The organism is Pseudaestuariivita sp., from assembly GCF_052825805.1.
This window is the reverse complement of record NZ_JBRBVB010000003.1, coordinates 482,035-503,835: the sequence shown is the minus strand read 5'-3', so window position 1 is coordinate 503,835 and position 21,801 is coordinate 482,035. Positions and strand designations below refer to the sequence as shown.

General features: G+C 65.5%; 19 protein-coding genes. 5 read left to right on the top strand and 14 right to left on the bottom strand.

Going from position 1 to position 21,801, the window contains the following annotated elements; translation table 11 throughout:
- Positions 1-23: 23 nt before the first annotated feature.
- Both xylA and xylB read right to left on the bottom strand, forming a co-directional pair.
- A complete protein-coding gene (gene xylA, locus ACU0B3_RS06705; RefSeq protein ID WP_446260050.1) occupies positions 24-1,328 on the bottom strand; it encodes a xylose isomerase in 1,305 nt (434 codons plus the stop codon).
- Positions 1,325-2,791, bottom strand: coding sequence for a xylulokinase (gene xylB / locus ACU0B3_RS06700; RefSeq protein WP_446260049.1), 1,467 nt, complete (start codon positions 2,789-2,791; stop codon positions 1,325-1,327). Before xylB ends, xylA begins: the two co-directional genes overlap by 4 nt.
- 101 nt (positions 2,792-2,892) lie before the next feature.
- Between xylB and ACU0B3_RS06695 the strand changes: the two genes are divergently transcribed.
- Complete coding sequence (locus ACU0B3_RS06695; protein WP_446260048.1) at positions 2,893-4,095, top strand: MFS transporter; 1,203 nt, start codon at positions 2,893-2,895, stop codon at positions 4,093-4,095.
- Between the two features lie 91 nt (positions 4,096-4,186).
- Here the strand turns inward: ACU0B3_RS06695 and ACU0B3_RS06690 are convergent, their stop codons facing one another.
- From ACU0B3_RS06690 to ACU0B3_RS06675, 4 genes are read right to left on the bottom strand one after another with little or no spacing between them, the layout of a single operon-like run.
- Positions 4,187-6,226 (bottom strand): hypothetical protein, encoded by a 2,040-nt coding sequence (locus tag ACU0B3_RS06690; RefSeq protein ID WP_446260047.1) that lies wholly within the window; start codon positions 6,224-6,226, stop codon positions 4,187-4,189.
- Positions 6,223-8,991 (bottom strand): DUF4159 domain-containing protein, encoded by a 2,769-nt coding sequence (locus ACU0B3_RS06685; protein ID WP_446260046.1) that lies wholly within the window; start codon positions 8,989-8,991, stop codon positions 6,223-6,225. The genes ACU0B3_RS06690 and ACU0B3_RS06685 overlap by 4 nt, the downstream gene beginning before the upstream one ends.
- Positions 8,991-9,860 (bottom strand): DUF58 domain-containing protein, encoded by an 870-nt coding sequence (locus ACU0B3_RS06680; protein ID WP_446260214.1) that lies wholly within the window; start codon positions 9,858-9,860, stop codon positions 8,991-8,993. The genes ACU0B3_RS06685 and ACU0B3_RS06680 overlap by 1 nt, the downstream gene beginning before the upstream one ends.
- Entirely contained in the window at positions 9,860-10,876 is a 1,017-nt protein-coding gene (locus ACU0B3_RS06675; protein ID WP_446260045.1) for an AAA family ATPase, read from the bottom strand. The genes ACU0B3_RS06680 and ACU0B3_RS06675 overlap by 1 nt, the downstream gene beginning before the upstream one ends.
- A gap of 69 nt (positions 10,877-10,945) precedes the next feature.
- On the opposite strand from ACU0B3_RS06675, the gene ACU0B3_RS06670 reads away from it, so the two are divergent.
- The gene (locus tag ACU0B3_RS06670; RefSeq protein WP_446260044.1) at positions 10,946-11,521 is read left to right on the top strand and encodes a DUF1285 domain-containing protein; all 576 of its coding nucleotides are present in this window, start codon (positions 10,946-10,948) and stop codon (positions 11,519-11,521) included.
- Positions 11,522-11,749: 228 nt separating this feature from the next.
- Here the strand turns inward: ACU0B3_RS06670 and ACU0B3_RS06665 are convergent, their stop codons facing one another.
- From ACU0B3_RS06665 to polA, 4 genes are all read right to left on the bottom strand, one after another.
- Positions 11,750-12,277 carry a pseudouridine synthase gene (locus ACU0B3_RS06665; protein WP_446260043.1) on the bottom strand — a complete coding sequence of 176 codons (528 nt, stop codon included), beginning with the start codon at positions 12,275-12,277 and terminating at the stop codon, positions 11,750-11,752.
- Positions 12,278-12,308: 31 nt separating this feature from the next.
- Positions 12,309-12,887, bottom strand: coding sequence for a YdeI/OmpD-associated family protein (locus ACU0B3_RS06660; protein WP_446260042.1), 579 nt, complete (start codon positions 12,885-12,887; stop codon positions 12,309-12,311).
- A complete protein-coding gene (locus ACU0B3_RS06655) occupies positions 12,884-13,390 on the bottom strand; it encodes a GNAT family N-acetyltransferase (RefSeq protein ID WP_446260041.1) in 507 nt (168 codons plus the stop codon). The genes ACU0B3_RS06660 and ACU0B3_RS06655 overlap by 4 nt, the downstream gene beginning before the upstream one ends.
- A 78-nt stretch (positions 13,391-13,468) precedes the next feature.
- Positions 13,469-16,282, bottom strand: a complete 2,814-nt coding sequence (gene polA / locus ACU0B3_RS06650) for a DNA polymerase I (RefSeq protein WP_446260040.1) — start codon at positions 16,280-16,282, stop codon at positions 13,469-13,471.
- On the opposite strand from polA, the gene ACU0B3_RS06645 reads away from it, so the two are divergent.
- Complete coding sequence (locus tag ACU0B3_RS06645; RefSeq protein WP_446260039.1) at positions 16,244-16,807, top strand: hypothetical protein; 564 nt, start codon at positions 16,244-16,246, stop codon at positions 16,805-16,807. The two genes, polA and ACU0B3_RS06645, sit on opposite strands and share 39 nt — an antisense overlap.
- Positions 16,808-16,891: 84 nt before the next feature.
- Here the strand turns inward: ACU0B3_RS06645 and ACU0B3_RS06640 are convergent, their stop codons facing one another.
- On the bottom strand, positions 16,892-17,071 hold the full coding sequence (locus ACU0B3_RS06640; RefSeq protein ID WP_446260213.1) for a zinc-finger domain-containing protein: 180 nt from the start codon (positions 17,069-17,071) through the stop codon (positions 16,892-16,894).
- A 124-nt stretch (positions 17,072-17,195) separates the two neighbouring features.
- Between ACU0B3_RS06640 and ACU0B3_RS06635 the strand changes: the two genes are divergently transcribed.
- Positions 17,196-18,179, top strand: a complete 984-nt coding sequence (locus ACU0B3_RS06635; protein ID WP_446260038.1) for a mechanosensitive ion channel family protein — start codon at positions 17,196-17,198, stop codon at positions 18,177-18,179.
- Between the two features lie 75 nt (positions 18,180-18,254).
- Here the strand turns inward: ACU0B3_RS06635 and ACU0B3_RS06630 are convergent, their stop codons facing one another.
- The 3 genes from ACU0B3_RS06630 to ACU0B3_RS06620 all read right to left on the bottom strand — a co-directional run bounded on the left by ACU0B3_RS06630 (position 18,255) and on the right by ACU0B3_RS06620 (position 20,809).
- A complete protein-coding gene (locus tag ACU0B3_RS06630; RefSeq protein WP_446260037.1) occupies positions 18,255-18,725 on the bottom strand; it encodes a DUF1203 domain-containing protein in 471 nt (156 codons plus the stop codon).
- A 103-nt stretch (positions 18,726-18,828) separates the two neighbouring features.
- Positions 18,829-19,197: a histidine triad nucleotide-binding protein gene (locus ACU0B3_RS06625; protein ID WP_446260036.1), complete on the bottom strand. Its 369-nt coding sequence runs from the start codon at positions 19,195-19,197 to the stop codon at positions 18,829-18,831.
- Between the two features lie 34 nt (positions 19,198-19,231).
- On the bottom strand, positions 19,232-20,809 hold the full coding sequence (locus tag ACU0B3_RS06620) for a DUF5928 domain-containing protein (RefSeq protein WP_446260035.1): 1,578 nt from the start codon (positions 20,807-20,809) through the stop codon (positions 19,232-19,234).
- Between the two features lie 171 nt (positions 20,810-20,980).
- On the opposite strand from ACU0B3_RS06620, the gene ACU0B3_RS06615 reads away from it, so the two are divergent.
- Entirely contained in the window at positions 20,981-21,799 is an 819-nt protein-coding gene (locus ACU0B3_RS06615; RefSeq protein ID WP_446260034.1) for a sulfotransferase family protein, read from the top strand.
- Positions 21,800-21,801: the final 2 nt, after the last annotated feature.

Genomic DNA, 21,801 nt, shown 5'->3' with positions numbered 1-21,801 from the left:
CCTTTCTGGCGGCCTCGTTGGGGTCAGACAAAGCGGTTCACGTAGTTCTCGAGCATCTCCTGACGGCCCGACACCGGCTCCGGGTTCACCCCATCGGCCAGCACCCGCGCGGCGATGCTCTCCAAATCAGAGCCGAGCATGGCCCGCGCCTCGGCGCTCTCCCATGCGGCATAACGTTCCGACAGCGCCTTTTCCAAACCGCCGTCCTCCTGCATCGCGACGGCGGCTTTGAACCCGCGCGCGCAAATGTCCATGCCGCCCACATGCGCGGCGATCAGGTCCTCGGCGTCGAGCGACTGGCGGCGCAGCTTGGCGTCAAAGTTGGTGCCGCCGGTGGTGAACCCGCCCGCCTTGAGGATGTGGTAGTAGCAGAGCGCCACCTCCGGCACGTTGTTCGGGAACTGGTCGGTGTCCCAGCCGGACTGGTAGTCGTTGCGGTTCATGTCGATCGAGCCGAGCACGCCAAGCGCCGCCGCCGTCGCGATCTCATGCTCAAAGGAGTGCCCAGCCAGGATCGCGTGCCCCTGTTCGAGGTTCAACTTCACTTCGTTCTCGAGGCCATACTTTTGCAGGAAGCCAAAGCAGGTCGCGGCATCGTAATCGTACTGATGCTTGGACGGCTCTTGCGGTTTCGGCTCGACGAGGATCTGACCTTTGAAGCCGATCTTGTGCTTGTACTCGACGACCATCGTGAGGAACCGCCCCATGTGATCGAGCTCGCGCCCCATGTCGGTGTTGAGCAGCGTCTCGTACCCCTCGCGCCCGCCCCAGAGGACGTAGTTCTCGCCGCCGAGGGCCTGCGTTGCGTCCATGCAGGATTTCACCGTCGCCGCCGCAAAGGCGAACACGTCCGGGTCCGGGTTGGTCGACGCGCCGGACATCCAGCGGCGGTGCGAGAACATGTTGGCCGTCCCCCAGAGGAGCTTGGTCCCGGTCTCCTCCATCTTGGCGGCAAAGACGTCGGTCATCTCCTGAAGGCCCGCGAGGTTGCCCGCAAAGGATCCTGTCTCGGGGCGCACATCCGCGTCGTGGAAGCAGAAGTAGGGCTGGCCGAGGATGCGGAACATCTCGAAGGCTGCGTCCGCCTTGGCTTTGGCCGTCTCCATGCTGTCCTGCGGATGCCAGGGGCGGATGAATGTCTGTCCGCCGAACGGGTCCCCGCCCTCCCACGCGAAGGAGTGCCAGTAGGCGACTGCGAACCTCAGGTGGTCCTCCATCCGCTTGCCGGCGACGACTTCATCGGGGTTGTAATGGCGGTAGGCCAGCGGGTTGTCGCTCTCTGGTCCTTCGTACGTGATGGGCGCGATGCCTTGGAAGAAATCGGTCATGTCGTGGCTCCATCTGGCAGCGCGGTGAGCGCGGGATAGGTGGCTTTGAACCGCTGGTAGGCAGCCTCGTAGGCGCCGAGTTGCGCAGGGTTAGGCTCAAAAGTGCGGGCGATCTCAGGTTTTGTCATCACGGTGCCCGGGTCGGCGCCTGTGGCACCGCAGATTGCCAAACGCGCCGCGCCCATGGCCGCCCCGAACTCTCCCTGTGCAGGCAGATCGAGCGGCAGGTTCAGCACGTTGGCAAGCGTCTGGCACCAAAAGGGCGACTGCGTTCCGCCCCCGATGGCCGTCAGCCGCGTCAGCTGCGCGCCGGTCGCCTCGAGCGCCTCGAGGCTGTCGCGCAGGCCAAAGGCCACGCCCTCCATCACCGCCTGCGTGAGCGCGGCAGGACCGTGCGCGATGTCGAGCCCGTGAAAGGCCCCCCGGATGCGGCTGTCGTTGTGTGGCGTGCGCTCGCCCGACAGGTACGGCAGGAACATCACAGCGCCGGGACCGCTTGGCACCTCCAGCAGCGCCCCTGCCAAAGCGGCAGGCGATTGTCCGGTCAGCGTGGCCAGCCAGTTGAGGCTGTCGGTCGCCGCAAGCATCACCCCCATCTGGTACCAGCGCGAGGGCAGCGCGTGGCAGAACGTGTGCACCGCCGTCTCCGGCATCGGCGCGCACGTGTCGCGTGCGGCCAGCAGTACGCCGGATGTGCCGAGCGAGACAAAGCCGTCGCCCTCCGCCGTCGCGCCCACGCCGCACGCGGCAACCGCGTTGTCCGCGCCGCCGCCGATCACTTGCACGCCACCCGGCAAACCCAAGGCCTGTGCCAGGTCCGGCCTGAGCGTGCCGGCGATGTCCGTACCTTCGATCAGGCGAGGCATCTGGCTGCCGACCATCCCGGAGGCGTTCAAAAGGTCCACCGACCAGTCGCGCGCCTTAATGTCGAGCCACGCGCTCCCGGCGGCATCCGACATTTCCCCGACAGTCACGCCCGTCAGATGCCGGATGACAAAATCCTTGGGCAGATGCACCATCACGGTTCGGGCAAAGATGTCCGGCTCGTTCCGCGCGACCCATACCAATTTGGGCGCGGTAAAGCCTGGAAAGACGATGTTGCCCGACAGCTCCCGCACATCGGCCATCGCATCGAGCTCTGCCGCTTCGGCGTGGCTGCGGGTGTCGTTCCACAGGATGCAAGGACGCAACGGTGTGCCAGTCTCATCCACCAGAACGGCACCGTGCATGTGACCCGATATGGCCAGCGCCAAAACGTCTTTCAGCTCACTGGCGTGGCTCTGCGCAAGAGATCGCAGCGCCGCGTCGCATGCCGTCACCCACGCATTCGGGTCCTGTTCGGACCAGCCGCTGTGCGGATGCGCCACGTCATAGTGCGCCTCGGACGAAGCCAGCGCGGTGCCGTCTTCGGACACTAGCAACACCCGCAGGCCCGAAGTCCCCAGATCCAATCCTAGAAACATGACTCCTCCCATGTTGCCGCCAGCATGCGTGTTTTAATTCGGCTGTCAAATTAAATCTCAGCCTGTCGACCTGCGGCCCATTCGTGCCTAGCGTCGCGCCGATGGAGACTGACAGCCGCTACGCCTGGACCCGACTCGCGATAACCCTGGCCATTGCCTCGGTGATCAACGTTGGGATGTGGGCCATCATCATGGTTTTGCCTGCGGTTCAGGCCGAGTTCGACGTCAGTCGGTCGGAGGCCTCACTGCCCTACACGGCAACGATGATCGGTTTTGCCTTGGGCAATCTGGTGATGGGCCGTTTCGTGGACCGGTTCGGCGTGACCCTTGCTCTGCTCGGGGCCGTGGCCCTCTTTGCCGGGGCATCTGTCGCGGCGGCCTACGCGCCGTCGATCTGGCTTTTGATCCTCGCCCAGGCCGCCATCGGACTGGGCACCGCGGCGGGTTTTGGCCCGTTGATGGCCGACATATCCCACTGGTTTCAGAGGTTTCGCGGCATCGCCGTCGCCATCGTGGCGTCCGGCAACTACCTCAGCGGCGCAATCTGGCCGGTGGCTTTGTCCGGGCTGCTCGCCTCGGACGGCTGGCGCGCGGTCTACTTTGCACTGGCAGCGATCGCGGTGGCCGTCGTCGTTCCGCTCAGCTTGTTCCTTCGCCGCCGCGTAAGCGCCGACACCACCGCCCGGGCCAATGCAGCCGTCGCTGCCAAGACCGGGCGCATGCCCTTCACCCCAGGCCAGTTGCAGCTCATGCTCGCCGCCGCGGGTGTTGGATGCTGTGTCGCCATGTCGATGCCGCAGGTCCACATCGTGGCGCTCTGCACCGACCTCGGGTTTGGCCCGGCGGTCGGAGCGGAGATGCTGTCCCTCATGCTCCTCGGCGGCGTCGCGTCGCGCCTCGTCTCGGGCTTTTTCTTCGACAGGCTCGGCGGTCTCGTGACCGTGCTCATCGGCTCGGCGCTGCAATGCCTCGCGCTGTTTTTCTATCTGCCCGCCGGTGGCCTCGTGTCGCTCTACATCGTCAGCCTCGTCTTCGGCCTCAGCCAGGGCGGCATCGTCCCGGGATACGCCGTGATTGTGCGCGACTACCTCCCCGCTCAGGAGGCCGGCACGCGCGTCGGTTTCGTAATGATGATGACCATCCTCGGTATGGCGCTGGGCGGCTGGATGTCGGGCTGGATCTACGACGTGACCGGCACCTACACCTGGGCCTTCTGGAACGGTATCGCCTGGAATCTTGCCAACATCGCGATCCTCGGTACGCTCTTCTGGGCGACCCGCCGCCGGATCAGCGCCTTCGTGTAAAGGCCTTCTCTGGTTCAGAAATACCTCGGGGGGAGCGTTGAAACTCCTCGGAGTTTCAACGCGGGGGGCAGAGCCCCCTCTAGTGTTGCAATCAGCGCCGTCCTTCGCGCAGCCAGGCACCCACGCTGAGCGCGGCAATGACCATCAGGATCAGCCAGGCCGGCAGCAGGGACTGGCGCGAGATCGAGAGCGTCTCGAACGCGTCGCGGGGTGTGAGGCCCACCCAACCGCGCCCCGACGCGGGCCGTCCCTCGCGCACGTTGCGGAGGCGGGGCAGGCCGTCCTGAAGCCGGTGCACACCGCCGCGCAGCGCTGCCAAGGCAGGTGCCACGATCTCGCCAGTGGAGATGGTCGCCTCGAACTCCTTGGGTGCCGCGGGACCGAGTCCGATCACGGTGGTCAGATCGCCCTCTTCGAGCCGGTAAAGCCCGATCTCGCCGCCGGTGATCTGCGCCTCGAACCGGCCTGGCGCGACCTCGGAGAGAGGCACAATGGAGACCTCACCTGAGGGGGAGGTGACGGTCACATCACCCACGCTTTCGTCCAAAGTCCGGCGCACGATGCGCATCTGCTGACCCGTGGCCTCGGCGACCAGCGCCTCTTCCTCGAGGTCCGGCTCCTTCATCATCCAGTGGGCGAGACGGCGGAGCAGTTCGAGCTGCGGACCGCCGCCCTCGTACCCGCGCGACCAGAGCCACGCCTGATCGGAGGCCAAAAGCGCCACGCGCCCGTCACCGACCCGGTCGAGGATCAGCAGGGGCGCCTCGTCCACACCGCTCATCACCACATCGCCGGAGGTCGGCGTCAGCTCGACCTGCCGCAGCCAGCGCCCCCAATCCTCGGGCGCACCGAGACCCGCCGTCACCGGATGGCGCGCGCCTAGCTCGGTCACCGTCGGCGCAAAGGCGCGGTCGATCACCTGCGCCGTCGGCTCACCTGGCAAGGCTGGCGCAAGCGGGGAGCGGTAGAGCGAGTCGGCAGAGGCAAAGTCAGGCCCGGCGTTGATCAACACCGCACCGCCCGCCTCGATATAGGCGCGCACGTTGTCGAGATAGAGCGCCGGCAAGATGCCGCGCCGCTTGTAGCGGTCGAACACGATCAGGTCGAAATCGTCGATCTTGTCGAGGAAAAGCTCGCGCGTCGGAAAGGCGATCAACGATAGCTCGGACACCGGCACCCCGTCCTGCTTTTCCGGCGGGCGCAGGATGGTGAAATGCACGAGGTCCACCGAGCTGTCGGATTTCAGGAGATTCCGCCAGGTGCGTGTGCCGGCATGCGGCTCGCCCGAGACGAGCAGCACCCGCAGGCGGTCGCGCACACCGTTGATCTGCACGAGTGCGCGGTTGTTGCGGTCCGTCAGCTCTCCGTCGACCGTGGGGGTGGAGAACTCGATGACGTTGCGCCCGCCGTGCGGCAGGCGGATCGGCAGGTCCACGTCGCGTCCTACGTCGATCGTATAGCGCTGCGCGTCCGCGCCATCGACCGCGATGTCGATAAAGGCTTGTTCGGCAGCGGGGGCGGCGCCCTGATCCTCGATCCGCAACGTGAGCGTGATCTCTTCGCCCAGGATGGCAAAGGCGGGCGCGTTCTTGACCACCATGCGGCGGTCCCAGTCGCTCTCTTCGCCGGTCAGCAGCAAGTGCATCGGCGCGGGCAGGGAGGGCAGGGCCGGCATGTCGTGCACCTGACCGTCGCTGATCAGCAGCACGCCCGAGACGCGCGCACGGGGTTCTTCAGCGAGGGCCGACGCAATGGCACCCATCGCGGTGGTGCCGAGGTTGTCGGTGCCGTTGGTGATATCGACGCGGCGGACGGTTGTGCCGTCGCGCGCCTCGAGCTCTTCGATCAGCGCGGTCGCCGCGTCCTCGGTCTGGGCGGGACGGCCTGACAAAGACTGGCTTTCGGATTGGTCGACGGCCACGATCACGATGTCGTCCAGCGCCGCCCGGTTTTCCCGTTGCAGTGCCGGTTGCGCAATGGCGCCGAGCAGCGCCGCGCCGGCAAGCACGCGCAGCGCCCAGCCCGCAAGGCCGCGCCAGATCGCGAGCACCAGCCCCAGCGTCACCAGCACCGCAAGCGCGATCAACACCGGTATCGGCACCAGCGGGTCAAAGACGACGGTCGAGATCACTGTCCAAGCCTTTCCAGCAGAGCCGGCACGTGCACCTGGTCGGATTTGTAGTTGCCGGTCAGCACGTGCATCACGAGGTTCACGCCAAAGCGGTAGGCCAGCTCGCGCTGGCGCTCCCCTGCAAAGCCACGCCCGACGGGGAGCAACGGGCGCCCCGCCTCGTCACGCGCCCAGGCGCCCGCCCAGTCGTTGCCACCGATGATCACCGGGGTGACCCCGTCGTTGAGGTTGCGGAAGGGCATCCCTTCGACCGTCTGCGCATCGGGCGGCGCGGCCTCGACCCAGACGTCCCGGCCTGCGTGGCGTCCGGGGAAGTCCTGCAGCAGATAGAACGTGCGCGTCAGCACGTGGTCCTCCGGCACAGGCTCCAGCGCGGGAATGTCGAGCGTGCGGGCGATGTCCTGCAGCTTGCGCCCGGTGGGGCTCGACGCGCCAAAACCGGCCACGTCCGCGTCCCGCGTGTCGAATAGGATCAGCCCGCCCGAGCGCAGGAAGGCGTTGACCTTGGCGGCGGCCTCCGCTGACGGCAGCGACTGATCTGCGGTCACCGGCCAGTAGAGCATCGGGTAGAACGCCAGCTCGTCGGTTTCGAGGTTCACGCTTGCCGGGCCCGCAGGCTCGATCGAGGTGCGTTGGAACAGCGTCTCGCTCAGGCCGCGCAGGCCGGCCTCGGCAGTGCGGTCCACGGTACGGTCGCCGGTCAGCACGTGGGCGAGGCGGATTTCCTCTGTCGCGGCGATCGCGGCGCTGTCGCTGGTGGTCTGCGCCTCGGCATGCTGCGGCAGAACAACGGTGGCCAGCACCAGCGCCGCTGCCTTGACCGCGCGCGGTCCGGTGAGGCGGCCCGCCAGCCAGAGGGAGGCAAGAATGTCGACAACCAGCAGGACCAGCGCCGCGGTCAGGAGCCAGCCCATCAGCGGCTGCTCCTGCGGTGCTTCGAGGCCGCTGACCGTGACGCCTGTTGGCCATGTTGCCGCGGTCAGGCTGACGTCCGCGCCCACGACATTGCGGGCAATCGCGCGGTCTTCAGAGGTATAGAGGCCTGGCCGCATTTCAGGCCCGAGCGGCGCGTTGGCGAGGTCTTCACCGGACACACCGGGCAAAGTGCCTGAGTCGCGCAGCACGCCAAACCCGTCGAGCACTTTGGCCGGTTGCCAGAACGTCCCTTCGAGGTCCTGTGCCTCTGGCGCGGCCACGGCGGTCGAGATCGCCAGCCGCTCGAGCATCTGCACGAAAAGGCCCGACAGCGGCAACGAAGACCATTCGGCATTGGCGGAGACGTGCATCAGCACGACCTGTCCCTGACCCACGCGCTTGCGCGTCACCAGCGGTGTGCCGTCCGTGAGGAGCGCTATGGAGCGTTCGGCGAGGGTCGGGTCGGGTTGCGCCATGACTTGTGCGGAGACTCGCACGTCCTCGGGAACATCGAGCCCGAAGAAGGGGCTTTCCTCGGGGAAGGGCGCGAGCGATTTGGGCTCCCCCCAGCTCATCGCGCCGCCCACGGTCCGGCCTCCGGCACGCAGGCGCACGGGCATCAGTGGGTCTTCGGCATCACGGCTGAGATCGCTCGCCGCCACACGTGGACCGGCAAAGCGGAGCAGCAGACCGCCCCCCTCGACCCACGTCAGCAGGTCGTCCGTTTCCTGCGCGGTGAGGGAGACCACATCGGCAAGGATGATCACGTCGGGGTTTGCAGGCAGCACGTCCCCGAACGCCGCATCGAGCAGGTCCGCGGTTGGCTCCAGAGCCTTGGACAGGAAGTGCAGGGGGGAGAGCAGCTCGAGCCCCTCGCGGTCGTCGCGACCGGCGAAGAGCGCCACCTCCCGGCGGGCGAGCGAATCGTCGGGCAGCGTCACTGCGCCTGCCTGTGCCTGACCTGCGATGGCGAACCGCGTGAGACGTGCGCGCAGCTCGGAGGGCAGGTCGAGCGTCGCTTCGGCCTGGCTCGCACCGTCCTGAAAGGCGAGCGGCACCCGCGCGACCTCTGCCACGCCTCCATTCGGGTCGGTGCCAAAGGCCACCACGTCGATGCTGGGCACGCTGTCCACATCGCGGCGGTGGCTGGTCAGCGTGATCGCTCCGTCTTCGAACGTGGCTGGGGACAGGGCCAGCACCGGCGCGCCCGTCTCGATCACGCTCACGTCGCCTTTGACGGCAAGCGCGTCCAGCAAAAGTTCGCGGTTGTCGCGCGCGAGGCCATCGGAAAGCCAAACCGTGTCGAAATCTTCGAGCGTCTCGAGCGAGGCCACCACCGACGCGATGTCGCTGTCGCGCGGCGCCCAGGGGTTCGGGATTAGGCCGGAGAGCGTGCTGCGCGCGTTGCCTGCCGCCTGGAACGCCGGCACGGTTGGTGCGGTTAGCGAGATCACGGCAGCCGGGCGCGATTGCCGCTCGGCTTCGGCGAGGATGCCATCGAGCGCATTGACCTGCGCCGTCCAGTCGCTGCCCGACGCCCAGCTGGCGTCCAGCACCACCATCAGCGGACCACTCCCACGCTCCGCCTCTGACTGCGGGTTCAGCACCGGTCCCGCCAGACCGATGATCACCGCCGCAATGGCCAGGCACCGGAGCAGCAGCAGCCACCACGGCGTGCGGTCGCTTACATGATCCTCGTCCTGGAGGCCCAGCAGCAGCGTGACCGCCGGGAACATCCGCTTGATCGGCGCGGGCGGCACGGCGCGCAGGATGATCCAGAGGATCGGCAGCGCGGCCAGCGCGGCCAAGAGCCACGGCGTGGCAAAGGCGATGGGTCCCAGCGTCAGCATCAGAGCCTCCGGTCCAGGGCGTGATAGAGCCACATCAGCGCCGATTGCGCCGACTGGTCGGTGTGGTGGCAGTGGTACTGCCAGCCCGTCAGCTGCGCGAGTGCCGTCAGCCTGGCTTTACGCTCGGCCAGTCGTTTCAGGTACTTGTCCCGCAGGTCGTCCGCCTTGAGCGTCTCGTGTGCGAGCGTCTGCCGCGGGCTTTCAAAGACGGCGCGCCCGCGGAAAGGAAAACTCTCCTCCACCGGATCGAGGATCTGCAAGAGCACGCCGCGCACGCCCCGGTCGGCGGCCTTGGTCAGACCCAGCTCGACTTCATCGAGATCGCCGAGAAAGTCCGACACGAACACCGCCTGACTGCGCGGCAGCATTCCCTTGTGGTCTGGCGGGCTGTAGTCGGAGGCATCCTCCTCGAGCAACATCTCGGCCAGCCTCAGCACCTGGATCGATCCCCGTCGCGGTGGCAGGCGCGTGCCAGTCAGGCCCACCCTTTCCCCCGAGCGGAGCAGCAGCACCGCCAGCGCCAGCGTCACCAGCCTTGCGCGATGCGCCTTGTCCGGGTGTTTGCCAGAGGTGAACTGCATCGAACCCGCCTGATCCACCCAAAGCTGCACCGTCTGGGCGATCTGCCATTCGCGCTCGCGCACGAACTGGGTGTCGCCCCGCGCCGAGCGCCGCCAGTCGATGCTGCGCCGCGGGTCCCCCGCTTGAGCCGGACGGTATTGCCAGAAATCATCCCCCAGCCCCGCGCGCCGCCGCCCGTGCGTGCCAAGCAGCACGGTCGAGGCAAGCTGGTCGGCTTGCGCGAGCAAGTCCGGCAGCCGCGCGGCGGCGTCCTCGGCCTCGAGGCGCAGGTCTTGCGCGGTTTGGATCACGCAGCGGCACCTTTGAGCGTGGCGTCGGTCTCGGACTGGATGAGGTCTGCAAGACTCTCACCCCGCGCCCGCGCCGAAAAGCTGAGACCCATCCGGTGCCCCAGCACCGGCAGCGCCATGGACGACACATCCTCGACCGACGGTGCAAGGCGTCCATCAAGCAAGGCGCGCGCCCGCACGGTGAGCATCAGCGCCTGTGCCGCACGGGGACCCGGACCCCAGGCGACCGAGTCTTTCACCGTTCGCGGCGCGCTTGCGTCGTCCGGGCGCAGCTTGCGCACGAGATCAAGGATGCGTTCCACCACGCTTTCGCCCACCGGCATCCGGCGCAGCAGGTCTTGCGCGGCGATCAGCTCTTCGCCGGTGAAGACCGGCTTGGCCGCGGAGGTCTCGGCGCCGGTGGTGGCGAGGAGGATGTTCCGCTCCGTCTCGCGGTCGGGATAACGCACGTCGATCTGCACCAGGAACCTGTCGAGCTGCGCCTCGGGCAGGGGGTAAGTCCCCTCCTGCTCGATCGGGTTTTGCGTCGCCAGCACGTGGAAGGGCGCGTCGAGCGGGCGATCCACCCCCGCCACGCTCACCATCTTTTCCTGCATCGCCTGGAGCAGCGCCGACTGCGTCCGCGGCGAGGCGCGGTTGATCTCGTCCGCCATCAAAAGCTGGCAAAAGATCGGACCCGGCACGAATCGGAAAGCGCGGGTTCCGTCCTCGTTCTGGTCGAGCACTTCGGACCCCAGGATGTCCGCCGGCATCAGGTCCGGCGTAAACTGCACCCGGTTGGTGTTGAGCCCCATGACCGTGCCAAGGGTGTCGACCAGCAGCGTCTTGCCAAGGCCCGGCAGGCCGATCAGCAGCGCGTGCCCGCCGCATATGAGCGCCGTCAGCGACAGGTCGACCACCTCTGTCTGCCCGATGAACCGCGCGGCAAGCGCTTCCTTAGCGGCGCTCAGCTTGTCCGCCAGGGCTTCGATCTCTGCGACCATTTGGGTGGCATCCGCGCCCGTGTCTGTCATGGCAACCGGCCTCGTGTTGGTTATATCTATCGTTGAAAAGAGTAACGCGCGCAGCAGGAATGGCAAAAGATGAGCGGACAAAAAGCCGTGAGACCGGACGCACAAAGCATCGCAGCCTTGGCGCGTGCCGCTTCAAAAGGCGGACTTCCGCCGGTGCACCTGTGGAACCCGCCCTTTTGCGGTGACCTCGACATGCGTATCGCGCGGGACGGGACGTGGTTCTATCAAGGCACGCCGATTGGCAGGCCCGGGCTTGTGCGCCTCTTTTCGACGATCTTGCGGAAGGATGGGGAGAAGTACTTTCTCGTCACGCCGGTCGAGAAGGTCGGGATCACCGTCGACGACGCGCCGTTCGTGGCCGTGGATTTCGAGGTGTCGGGGGAGGGCGAGGCGCAGGTCCTGCGCTTCGAGACAAACGTGGGCGACCATGTGGAGGCCGGGCCGCAGGCGCCCCTGCGCGTGGTGAAGGACCCTGAGACGGGCGAGCCCTCTCCTTATGTTCTGGTGCGCGCGAACCTCGAGGCATTGATCGACCGCAAATCGTTCTACCGGTTGGTCGACATCGGCGTGCACCATGACGGGTGGTTCGGGCTTTGGTCGGCTGGTGAGTTTTTTCGGGTGATCCGGTCGGAGGAGTTGGGGTAATTTGGTCAGTCCGGTGATCCGGCGCGGAACCAAGGCGAAGCCGCCGCGCATCGCCGGGCCCTCCGTCGCACCATAGGTGCGCCATTCATAATCGGCATGCCTTTGGCATGACGGCCCGGCGATTTGGTTGAGCTGGGTGCTTAGCTCAGAGGTTCTCCGAACTTGGCGGACATAAAGGTGCTTAGAAAGGCCGTCGGTTCGCCGGTCCAAGGCCCGTCGATGCACGGCTCACAGCACGCGGTACTGCCCCGGCGAAAGGCCATCGAGCGACCACTCCCCCACCGACACCCGGATCAACCGCAGCGTTGGAAACCCAACCGCCGCCGTCATTCGGCGCACCTGCCGGTTGCGACCTTCGGTCAGGGTCAGTTCCAGCCATGTGTCCGGCACGGACTTGCGCTCCCGCACCGGCGGCACACGGGGCCACACATCAGGCGGCGAGATCAAACGAGCCTTGGCGGGCCGCGTCTTTCCATCCTTCAACGTCACTCCCGTCCTCAAAGGCGCGAGGTCCGCGTCCGTAGGAGCGCCTTCGACCTGCACCCAGTAGGTCTTGGGTTTCTTGAACCGAGGTGAGGAGATGCGTGCCTGCAAGCGGCCATCGTCCGTCAGCACCACTAGCCCCTCGCTGTCGCGGTCGAGCCGGCCTGCGGGGTAGATGTTCGGCACATCGACAAAGTCCTTGAGCGTCGCGCGCCCGCCTTCGTCGGTGAACTGGCAGAGCACGTTCATCGGTTTGTTGAAAAGCACGATCATCGGGGCCGGCGTAGGGTGGGCATCGCCCACCTCACCTCCTGAACGGCGAAGGTCTGAGACCCTCCGCCAGCGCCGCGCGCACGTCCTCGATGCGTTTGGCGCGCGTCGGCGCGGTCTTGGCGGTCTTGATCCATTCGAGCGTCCCGCGCTTGACCGACCTCGGGTAGGTGTCCCATCCGGCGGACAGCTCTCCCAGCGCGGCAGCAAGATCCTGTGGCACAACCAAAGCCTCCACATCATCGAGAAATGTCCACATGCCGTTCGCCTGCGCAGCAGCGATCAACACCTCTCCTGCCGGGGTCATCCGGCCCGCGGCGCGCTCTTCCTCGACTTTGCGCTTGTTGACGGCTGACCACGCCGACTTGGGGTTGCGCGGGGCGATCAGTACGGAGGTCCGGTCGGCGTCGACTTTGCGCGTCTGACTGTCGATCCAGCCCCAGCAGAGCAGCTCGCCCACCAGCGCGTCCCAGCTGAGGTAGTGCGCGGTGTGCTTTTTGAAGGTCACCAGCCAGACCGACGGGGCGCTTTGGTGATTGGCTGCGAGCCAGTCCCGCAGCGCCTGCCGGCTGCGCACCTCGACCTGGGGCGCCTGTTCGGCGGCACGGCTCACAGCGCCAGCTTTCGAAAGACGCAGACCGGAAGGATCTCGGGATAATTGGCGTTGCCGTCGTAGAGGTCGCACGGCGCGAACCCGAGGCGGTCGTAGAGCTTCAGCATGCCCGTGTTGCCTTTGAACGTGTCGGCGTAAACGCTGTGCCAGCCCAACCCGCGCGCGGCGTCGATGCGTGCCTCGACCAGCTTGCGGCCGAGGCCGGTGCCGCGTTCGGACGGGGCGACGTAGAGCCGCTTCATCTCGCCCGCGCCCGGCGCGCATTGGTGCAGGAAGCCGCAGCCGACGGCTTGGCCGTCTGTGCCGCGCGCGATGAAGACCTGCCCGTTGGGCGGAAGAAATTTGTCGATGTCGTCCCACGCACCTGCGACTGCCTGCGCAACCGTCGGGGCGGGCGCGCCGAGAGCGGCGATCCTGGGCAGGACGTCCGCAAAATAGGCGCGCATCAGCGCGTCGAGGTCGGCGCGGTCTGCGGGCAGATCGAGGGCGGATATGGTGTGCATGAGTTTATCGGGAGAGATGGGAGCGAGCACCCATCCTACGGAGCGGCTGAAACGTAGGATGGGTGATTTCACCCATCCCTAATGCGCCTCCGCCCAGTTCATGCCCTGGCCCGCGTCCACGATCAGAGGCACGTCGAGCTTGATGACCGGATCGGCAGCGTTCTCCATCACGTCCCGCGCCGTTGTGATCAGATCATCCACATCGTCCTCGGCCACCTCGAACAGCAATTCGTCGTGGACCTGGAGCAGCATCCTCGCCGGTTTGCCTGCAATCGCGTCCGGCATGCGGATCATCGCCCGCCGGATGATGTCAGCCGCCGTCCCCTGGATCGGCGCGTTGATTGCCGCGCGCTGGGCAAAACCTGCACGTGGGCCCTTTGCGGCGATCTCGGGGGTGTGGATTTTCCGGCCAAAGAGAGTCTCGACGTAGAGGTGCTCCTTTGCGAATGTCTTGGTCGCGTCCATGTAGTCGCGAATGCCCGGGAAGCGCTCGAAATACCGGTCGATAAAGCCCTGCGCCTCCGCTCTTGGAATGCGCAGATTGCGCGCCAGGCCAAAGCCGGAAATCCCGTAGATCACGCCAAAGTTGATCGCCTTGGCCTGCCGCCGCACATCGGACGTCATCTCATCCAGTGGCACGCCGAACATCTCGGATGCTGTCGCAGCGTGAATGTCCTGACCGTCGCGGAACGCCTCTTTGAGCGCCGGAATGTCCGCGATATGCGCGAGGATCCGCAGCTCGATCTGGGAATAGTCGAGCGCCACCAGCACGTTCCCCGCCTCCGGCACAAACGCCTCGCGGATGCGCCGCCCTTCCTCGCTGCGGATCGGGATATTCTGCAGGTTCGGATCGGTCGAGGCGAGCCGCCCGGTGTTGGCCCCGGCGATCGAGTAAGAGGTATGCACGCGGCCTGTCTCGGCGTTGATATGCTCCTGCAGGCTGTCCGTGTAGGTGCTCTTGAGCTTGCTCAGCTGCCGCCAATCGAGGACGCGCCCCGGTAGATCGTGCACCGTTGCCAGGTCTTCGAGCACGTCCGCACCCGTGGCATAGGCGCCGGTCTTGCCCTTCTTGCCGCCCTCCATCCCGAGCTTGTCAAAGAGGATTTCGCCAAGCTGCTTGGGCGAGCCGACGTTGAAGGTCTCACCGGCCAGCTCGTGGATCTCCGCCTCCAGCCCCGCCATTTTCTGCGCAAACGCGTTGGACATGCGGCTCAGCGTGTCGCGGTCGACCTTGATCCCGTGCCGCTCCATCTGTGCCAGAACCGGGACCAGCGGACGCTCCATCCGCTCGTAGACCTTGGTGACACCGGCAGCGTGAAGGCGCGGTTTCAGCGTCTGCCAGAGGCGCAACGTGATGTCCGCGTCCTCGGCGGCGTAAGGCACGGCGTCCTCGATCTTGACCCGGTCAAAGGTGATCGCCGACTTGCCAGTGCCAAGGAGAGGCTTGATCGGGATCGGCGTGTGGCCGAGGTAGCGTTCGCTCAGCCCGTCCATCGAGTGGTTGTGCAGCCCCGCGTGCAGCGCGTAGCTCAGCAGCATCGTATCGTCGATCGGGTCCACGTCGATGCCGTAGCGCGCCAGAATCTTCGCGTCGTACTTCATGTTCTGGCCGATCTTGAGCACGCTCGAATCCTCGAGCAGCGGCTTGAGCGCCTCGATGGCCTCTTCGAGCGGCAGCTGCCCTTCGGCCAGCGCGTCCGAGCCAAAGAGGCCATCGCCCGCCTCCGCCTTGTGGGTGAGCGGGATGTAGCACGCCTCCCCCGCCTCGACGCAGAGCGAGACACCGACGAGGTCCGCGACCATCTCGTTGAGCGCGGTCGTCTCGGTATCGACCGCCACATAGCCTCGCTCGCGCGCCTTGGCGATCCACTGATCCAGCGTCGCGCGGTCGCTCACCTGGGTGTAGACCGCCTTGTCGAACGGCACGACCTCCGGCTCGTCTAACTCTGTCGATGCGCTGGAAGGCGCCGCCTCGATCACCGGCGGCTCGACGTTCAGCTGGTCGGCAATGCGCTTGGTGAGCGTGCGAAACTCCATCTCCGCCAGAAACCCCATCAGCGTTTCCGCGTCCGGGTCTCGCACCTCAAGATCATCCAGCCCAAAATCCAGCGGCGTCGCACAATCAAGCTGCACGAGCTTCTTGCTCAGCTCGATCTGCGCCCGGTGCTCGATTAGCGTCTGACGCCGCTTGGGTTGCTTGATCTCGTCGGCGCGGTCCAAAAGCTCCTCGAGCGAGCCAAATTCGTTGATGAGCAAAGCCGCGGTCTTGATCCCGATTCCCGGCGCGCCCGGCACGTTATCGACCGAGTCGCCGGCCAAAGCCTGCACGTCCACCACGCCCTCGGGGTAGACGCCGAACTTGTCGAACACGCCCTCCCGGTCGATGCGGGAGTTCTTCATCGCGTCCAGCATCTCGACGCCGCCACCCACCAGCTGCATCAGGTCCTTGTCCGAGGAGATGATCGTCACGCGACCACCCGCCTCGCGCGCCTGCACCGCGAGCGTGGCGATGATGTCGTCCGCCTCATATCCCTCAAGCTCCTTGCAGGCGATGTTGAACGCCTCCGTCGCGCGCCGGGTCAAAGGGATCTGCGGACGCAAGTCCTCCGGCATCGCCTCTCGGTTGGCCTTGTACTGGTCGTACATGTCGTTGCGAAACGTGTGCGAGCCCTTGTCGAATATCACCGCTACATGCGTCGGCGCATCCGCGCCCGTGTTGGCCTCCACATAACGATGCAGCATGTTGCAAAACCCGCTGACCGCGCCAATCGGCAGCCCATCGGACTTGCGCGTCAGCGGCGGCAGCGCATGATAAGCGCGAAAGATAAAGGCCGACCCGTCAATGAGGTGCAGATGATGACCCTTGCCAAATCCACCGGTGTCACTCGCCATATCGCGCTCCTTGCCGTGCTCGTCGTATGTGGCATGATCACCGCGACGGCACCAGAGGCTGAGACACTCTCCGTCCCAGGCCTGACCCCTGACACGCCGCCCAAACTCGACCTCGGCCCGTGCGAAAATGCACCCTACAGCCAGGCCAATTGCGTCCGTGTCCTCGCCTGCATCGGCCACGAGGGCGTGCACTTCGACGGACAAGCACGCGGCTGGGACACGGGCGAAGTCCTTGGCCAGCTCTCCACCGGCGCGCCCTGCGCCGGCACATGGACGTCAGGCGGCCTCTTCGGGACTGGACACTCGATACTCACCTGCGAGGGCGGGATGCGCGCGCAGGTCCTCTACCACACACTGCACAACGAGACCGGCACGGTCGAAGGCTCGGGCATCGACAGTTTGGGACGCCGTATCCAGGTCTGGACCGGCCTCAACGTCCTCGAATTCCTGGAAAAGGAAACCGGTAAGCTCGCCACGCTCCCTTGCGGAACGGGCCGAAACCAGGTGGACGTGCCGATCAGCTGAGCACTGCCCCCAGCAGCTTCTTCTGGCTCAAAATATCCCCGCCGGAGGCTCCGACGAAAGCCACGGGCGCAGGTCTCTGAAAGCTCAGACCTTCCCCTCGAAATCGCGGTGCACATAGCGCGCGTCGCAATATGGACAGACAACCCAGCCCACGTCGCGCGGGATTTGCAGCCAGACGCGCGGATGGCCCAGCGCCCCCTCGCCGCCGTCACAGGCAACGCGATAGCTGTTGACGATGTGGGTGACGGGGGCGTCTGCGGTCATGGCGGGCTCCGGTGTGGCGACGCCCGGCATATTGGCCATTGCGCCCGCGCAGTCAATGCGCTCGGGGGGAACCCCGGCGCGGTTTGGCCCGTTGCATCTGCCTAACGTCACAGCCGAGGATGCCATGGAAAACGAAACCGGACTGGAGCAAGTCGACCCGGATGTCGGCAACATCTTCGAGAAACTCGACACCTGGATCGATGGCTTCTTCAAGCTGCTCCCGAACATCGGCCTCGCGCTCGTGCTGCTGGTGGTGTTCTGGATCCTCGGGCGCGTGATCGGCGGGCTCATTCGCCGCAGCGCAAGGAACCGCGACCGGAGCAATCTCGGCGACGTGGGCGGCAGCCTCGTGCGGTGGACCATCACCATCATCGGCATCATGCTCGCGGTCACCATCGTGGCGCCGTCGGTGACGCCGGCGGACCTCTTCGCCAGCCTCGGCATCGGCTCGGTGGCCATCGGCTTTGCATTCAAGGACATCCTGCAGAACATGCTGGCCGGTATCCTGATCCTGCTGCGCCAACCCTTTGAAGTCGGCGATCAGATCGTTTCGGGTGGCCACGAGGGGACGGTGGAAAAGATCGAGACCCGTGCGACGCTCATCCGCACTTACGACGGACGCCGCGTGGTGATCCCCAATGCCGACATCTACACCGACGCCGTCGTGGTCAACACCGCCTTCGACAAGCGGCGCAGCCAGTACGACATCATGATCGGATGCGGCGACGACTGGGACAAAGCGCGCAAGATCATGGAGGAGACCGCCGCCGGCATCGAGGGTGTGCTCTCCGACCCCGCGCCCGAAACGATCCCCTGGGACATGGCGATGGACGGCAACACGATACGCCTGCGCTGGTGGACCCAGCCCGAACGCGCCGAGGTCGTGCATGTCTATGGCCGGGTGATCCAGCAGGTCTACCAGGCGCTCGACGAAGCAGGCATCGATATGCCGTACCCGACGCGGGTCGTCCTCTTCCACGACCAGACCGACGCCGACGACGGCGACCGCAGCAAGCAGCGCGAGGGCTGGCCGGCCAGCCCTGGCGGCAACCCCGAACCGCGCCGGATCGCGGATGCCCTGCGCACCCGCGCAGCCGAAAGCTCCTGACCAAGCCAAGGATGGGTGCAAGCACCCATCCTACCCGCCGATCCACCCCGTAGGATGGGTGCTTGCACCCATCTTTTACGCAAGTCGGTGGATGCGTCCTAACCAGCAATTGTTGCGCGCGGACCTGACATCGACAAAGGCGATGTCCGCCCGGCTCAGCACCTCTTCCGCAAAGGCACGCACGCGGTCCCGCGCGACGATCGCCCCTGTCCCGTAGACGATCCGCTCGTCCGCGCCGTACCCTTTGAGCAGATAGTCGGGCGAAGCGGTCAGCACCTCCGGCACCGCCCGTCGATCCTCCGGCGCTGCACAGGCCCCGGCACATAAGAAGATGGGGCCGGTCTCCGCATAGGGCTGCAGGCCCGAAAAGGGACGGTGCGCCACGATCAGATAGCCAGTGCCCTTGGGGACCATCCGCAAGCAGTGACGGCACGGCACACCTGATCCGTTCGAGACCGCGCGCTCGGCCGTGTTGCCGTAAGCGTCGACGCCGCCGCCGCGCAGCGCCTCCGCCGTCTGCGTTGCCAATCCTTCAAATGTGAGCATCGTGACACCTCCTTGTGGTGCCACGTGTCTATCCGCCCTTCGTCAGCGACCCGACCCGGAACATGCCCATTCCCGGACCTCCGGCCCAGAACCCGTCGCAGCTTCAGGCCTTGGCGAGCATCCGCCCCAGCACGCGTCCGCCGAGGATGTGCACATGCAAATGCGGCACTTCCTGCACACCGTGCGCGCCCGCGTTCGAGATCAGCCGGTAGCCGTCCTCCTGCACGCCCAGCTCGGCACACAGCTGACCCACCACCCGCGTGTAATCCACGATCTCCGCATCGCTCGCCGCGCGGGCAAAGTGATCGTAGCACACGTACGGCCCCTTCGGGATCACCAGCACATGCACCGGCGCTTGCGGATAGATGTCCCGGAACGCCAGCGTGTGCTCGGTCTCGTGCACCGTCTCGTTCGGGATCTCGCCCCGCAAGATCTTCGCAAAGATGTTCTGGTCGTCATAGGTGTAGGTCACGGCGCTCTCCGTCCAGCGGCGCCGGCCCACGCGCCTAGTCGGCAAAGATGTGGTCGGCGGTTGCGATATGCTCTGCCTTGTCCCGCGTGATGGACAGGAATTCAACCAGCGGATCGACGTTCAGCTCGGACGGATTGCCCTCGCGCATCATCACGTGGTTGGCAAAGTTCGCATCCCGGATCTTGTCGGACTCGTAGGCCAGGTCGTGCCGGATCGTCGGCAGCAGCCGGTCGATCGTCTCGCGCGGCGTCCGCTCTCCGGCCAGCCCCGTGCGCTGCGCGTGGCCCAGCAAGAAATCGTCCGAGAAATGGCAGTCGATCTCCAAAAGCCGCGTCGCTGCGCTGTCGGTGCAGAAATCCTGCAGCAGATCGAGGTTCGCCGGGTCGAGGCAGATGATCAGCCGATCCGTCCCGTAATACTCGAACAGCATCCGCATCAGCGCCCGCCGGTGGCGGTGCCGCTTGCTGAGCGAGCCCTGGATGCCGCCGAGGTCCGGCAGTGCCGTCGCCTCCTCGTTAAAGAGGTACTCGATGCACGGCACGTTCGTGACCTGCCGGATCCGCTCGAGCACGCGCTTGGCGACATGCCACTTCTTGCATACGACGATCAGGAGCTCGCGGTTGTGCCCGAGCGAAGCCTCGTTCTCCCAGAACCGCAGCGCGAACCGGCGCCCGATCCGGCCGCGGTTCGACAGGAAATGGTAGAGGCTCGCCCCCTCGTTCGAGATTTGGAACTCCGTCCCTTCGGAGGCATAGAGCACCCCCAGCCGCCGCTTCAGCTCGGTCGCCTCGGGGCTGATCTTGCGCGCAAAGAGGTAATCCTGGCTCAGCAGCAGATCGTAGTGATCGTTGTAGAACGTCACCGGCATCCCGTAGTCCGAGAACATCAGGAACGTCAGCGTCCGGTTCTCGATCTCGGTGGCCGGCACGAGGTGCCGCACGATGGTCTGAAAGAAGGTCTCGTCCGGGATCCACGTCGTCTTGAAGAACCGCACCACGTCGCGCCGCTCGGCCACGAAATCGAGGATCGCCTCGACCGTCCGCCGGCGCAGGCACCACCATTGGCTGCCGATCATCACCTGGATGTCGTCCGGGATCGCACGCGTCAGGCCCAGCCGCTTTTGCGCCTCGAACATGGCGTAAAACGCCTTCTTCTGCGTGCGCTCGTTGAACCAGTGGCGGTAGATCAGCCGCTCTTCCTTCCAGCCGGTCTTGATCCAGTTGCTCTCGAAATAATCGTGGCTCTCGATGAAATCGCAGGCCCGGTCGTCAAGGAACTGGTGGATGTACTCGGCCGACTTGATCGGCATGCAGTCGCCCGACAGCATGAAAAAGTGCGACGCGTCGGGAAACGCCTCAGCCGCCGCCTGAATTGCGTTGAGCGTCGCCTGCACCAGCGACCACTCGCCCCAGCCGCACTTCTCGCGCCGGGTGGCGAACACCACGCGCGGATTGTCCTTGAGCGTCCGGGTGATCTCGGCAAACGCCTTCGCGCTGGCGCGCGCATCGAAATGGATCGCCATATAGTCGCCAGCCGCCGTCAGGCGCTGGGCTTGCTTGATGACGGCCTCCGGGTCTTTGTGACACAGAAGGATAAAGGCAATCTTTGCCATTCCGAGAACCAATTACGATTGTTTACCTGTATTGTTTACGTTGATACCATCAACGAGAGCTGAATACACAATCGTTCACGCAAAAATTTGGTCACGATTGGATCATCTTCGTGACGCAGTGAGGTTCAATAAGGCGCGAAAACAAGCGCCACAACAAAGAGGACGGCAGGCATGGGCTTTCCAGGCACCTGGATGACCGAAAGTGAGAGCGTGGTCTACCGCGTGGTTCCCAAATGCGCGTGTTCGACCATCGGACAGATCATGTTCTACGCCGATCACGGCAAATTCTTTGACGGGGACATCCACGACGCCAAGGACGGCTTGCACAAGTGGTCGCTCGACCACAGCCAGGCGCCGATCACCGACAACGTCACGGCGCACCGCAGCTATGCGTTTACCTGCGTGCGCAATCCCTACACCCGGATCCTGTCGTCGTTCTTTGACAAGATTTGCGGCATCCAGCGCAATGGCCGCCGGTATCGCGGCAATCTCGTCCCGCTTTTGATCCAGAAATACGGGATCGAGGTCGGTGGTGATGACGGCAAGCAGGAGTTCGACCAGATCAAGAGCTTCCGCCGGTTCCTGCTCTTCACCCGCGACACCATCCGCTGGCGCCGCCCGATGGAGCCGGACATCCACTGGTCGGCCATGTCGGGCCATGTCTCGACCTTCATCGTGAACGGTGGGCGCTACGACAACATCTTCTGGACCGAGAGTTTCAACGACGGGATGCAGTCCGTGCTCGACGCCATCGACGTCAAGCACGACGTTACCCTGTCAGAGATCCCTCGGTTCAACGAGAGCGAGGGCCACGGCCCGAAACGCGCGCACCCGGTCGAGGATTATTTCGACGACCTGTCGATGCACCTGGTCAAGGAAATCTACCACCGCGATTTCGATCTCTTCAAATACGACTTCGAAAACCCGGGCAACAAGATGCCCATCGGAGAGATCGACCTCGACGAGGTTCACGCAAAGCTCGGCGATTGACG

Excerpts from the sequence above, each read along its gene's own strand:
- ACU0B3_RS06620 (WP_446260035.1), bottom strand. The coding sequence starts at position 20,809 with ATGGCAAAGATTGCCTTTATCCTTCTGTGTCACAAAGACCCGGAGGCC.
- xylA (WP_446260050.1), bottom strand. The coding sequence starts at position 1,328 with ATGACCGATTTCTTCCAAGGCATCGCGCCCATCACGTACGAAGGACCA.
- ACU0B3_RS06630 (WP_446260037.1), bottom strand. The coding sequence starts at position 18,725 with ATGCTCACATTTGAAGGATTGGCAACGCAGACGGCGGAGGCGCTGCGC.
- xylB (WP_446260049.1), bottom strand. The coding sequence starts at position 2,791 with ATGTTTCTAGGATTGGATCTGGGGACTTCGGGCCTGCGGGTGTTGCTA.
- ACU0B3_RS06665 (WP_446260043.1), bottom strand. The coding sequence starts at position 12,277 with ATGATCGTGCTTTTCAACAAACCGATGAACGTGCTCTGCCAGTTCACC.
- ACU0B3_RS06695 (WP_446260048.1), top strand. The coding sequence starts at position 2,893 with ATGGAGACTGACAGCCGCTACGCCTGGACCCGACTCGCGATAACCCTG.
- polA (WP_446260040.1), bottom strand. The coding sequence starts at position 16,282 with ATGGCGAGTGACACCGGTGGATTTGGCAAGGGTCATCATCTGCACCTC.
- ACU0B3_RS06635 (WP_446260038.1), top strand. The coding sequence starts at position 17,196 with ATGGAAAACGAAACCGGACTGGAGCAAGTCGACCCGGATGTCGGCAAC.
- ACU0B3_RS06675 (WP_446260045.1), bottom strand. The coding sequence starts at position 10,876 with ATGACAGACACGGGCGCGGATGCCACCCAAATGGTCGCAGAGATCGAA.
- ACU0B3_RS06645 (WP_446260039.1), top strand. The coding sequence starts at position 16,244 with ATGATGACCCTTGCCAAATCCACCGGTGTCACTCGCCATATCGCGCTC.
- ACU0B3_RS06685 (WP_446260046.1), bottom strand. The coding sequence starts at position 8,991 with ATGCTGACGCTGGGACCCATCGCCTTTGCCACGCCGTGGCTCTTGGCC.
- ACU0B3_RS06655 (WP_446260041.1), bottom strand. The coding sequence starts at position 13,390 with ATGCACACCATATCCGCCCTCGATCTGCCCGCAGACCGCGCCGACCTC.
- ACU0B3_RS06640 (WP_446260213.1), bottom strand. The coding sequence starts at position 17,071 with ATGACCGCAGACGCCCCCGTCACCCACATCGTCAACAGCTATCGCGTT.
- ACU0B3_RS06615 (WP_446260034.1), top strand. The coding sequence starts at position 20,981 with ATGGGCTTTCCAGGCACCTGGATGACCGAAAGTGAGAGCGTGGTCTAC.
- ACU0B3_RS06670 (WP_446260044.1), top strand. The coding sequence starts at position 10,946 with ATGAGCGGACAAAAAGCCGTGAGACCGGACGCACAAAGCATCGCAGCC.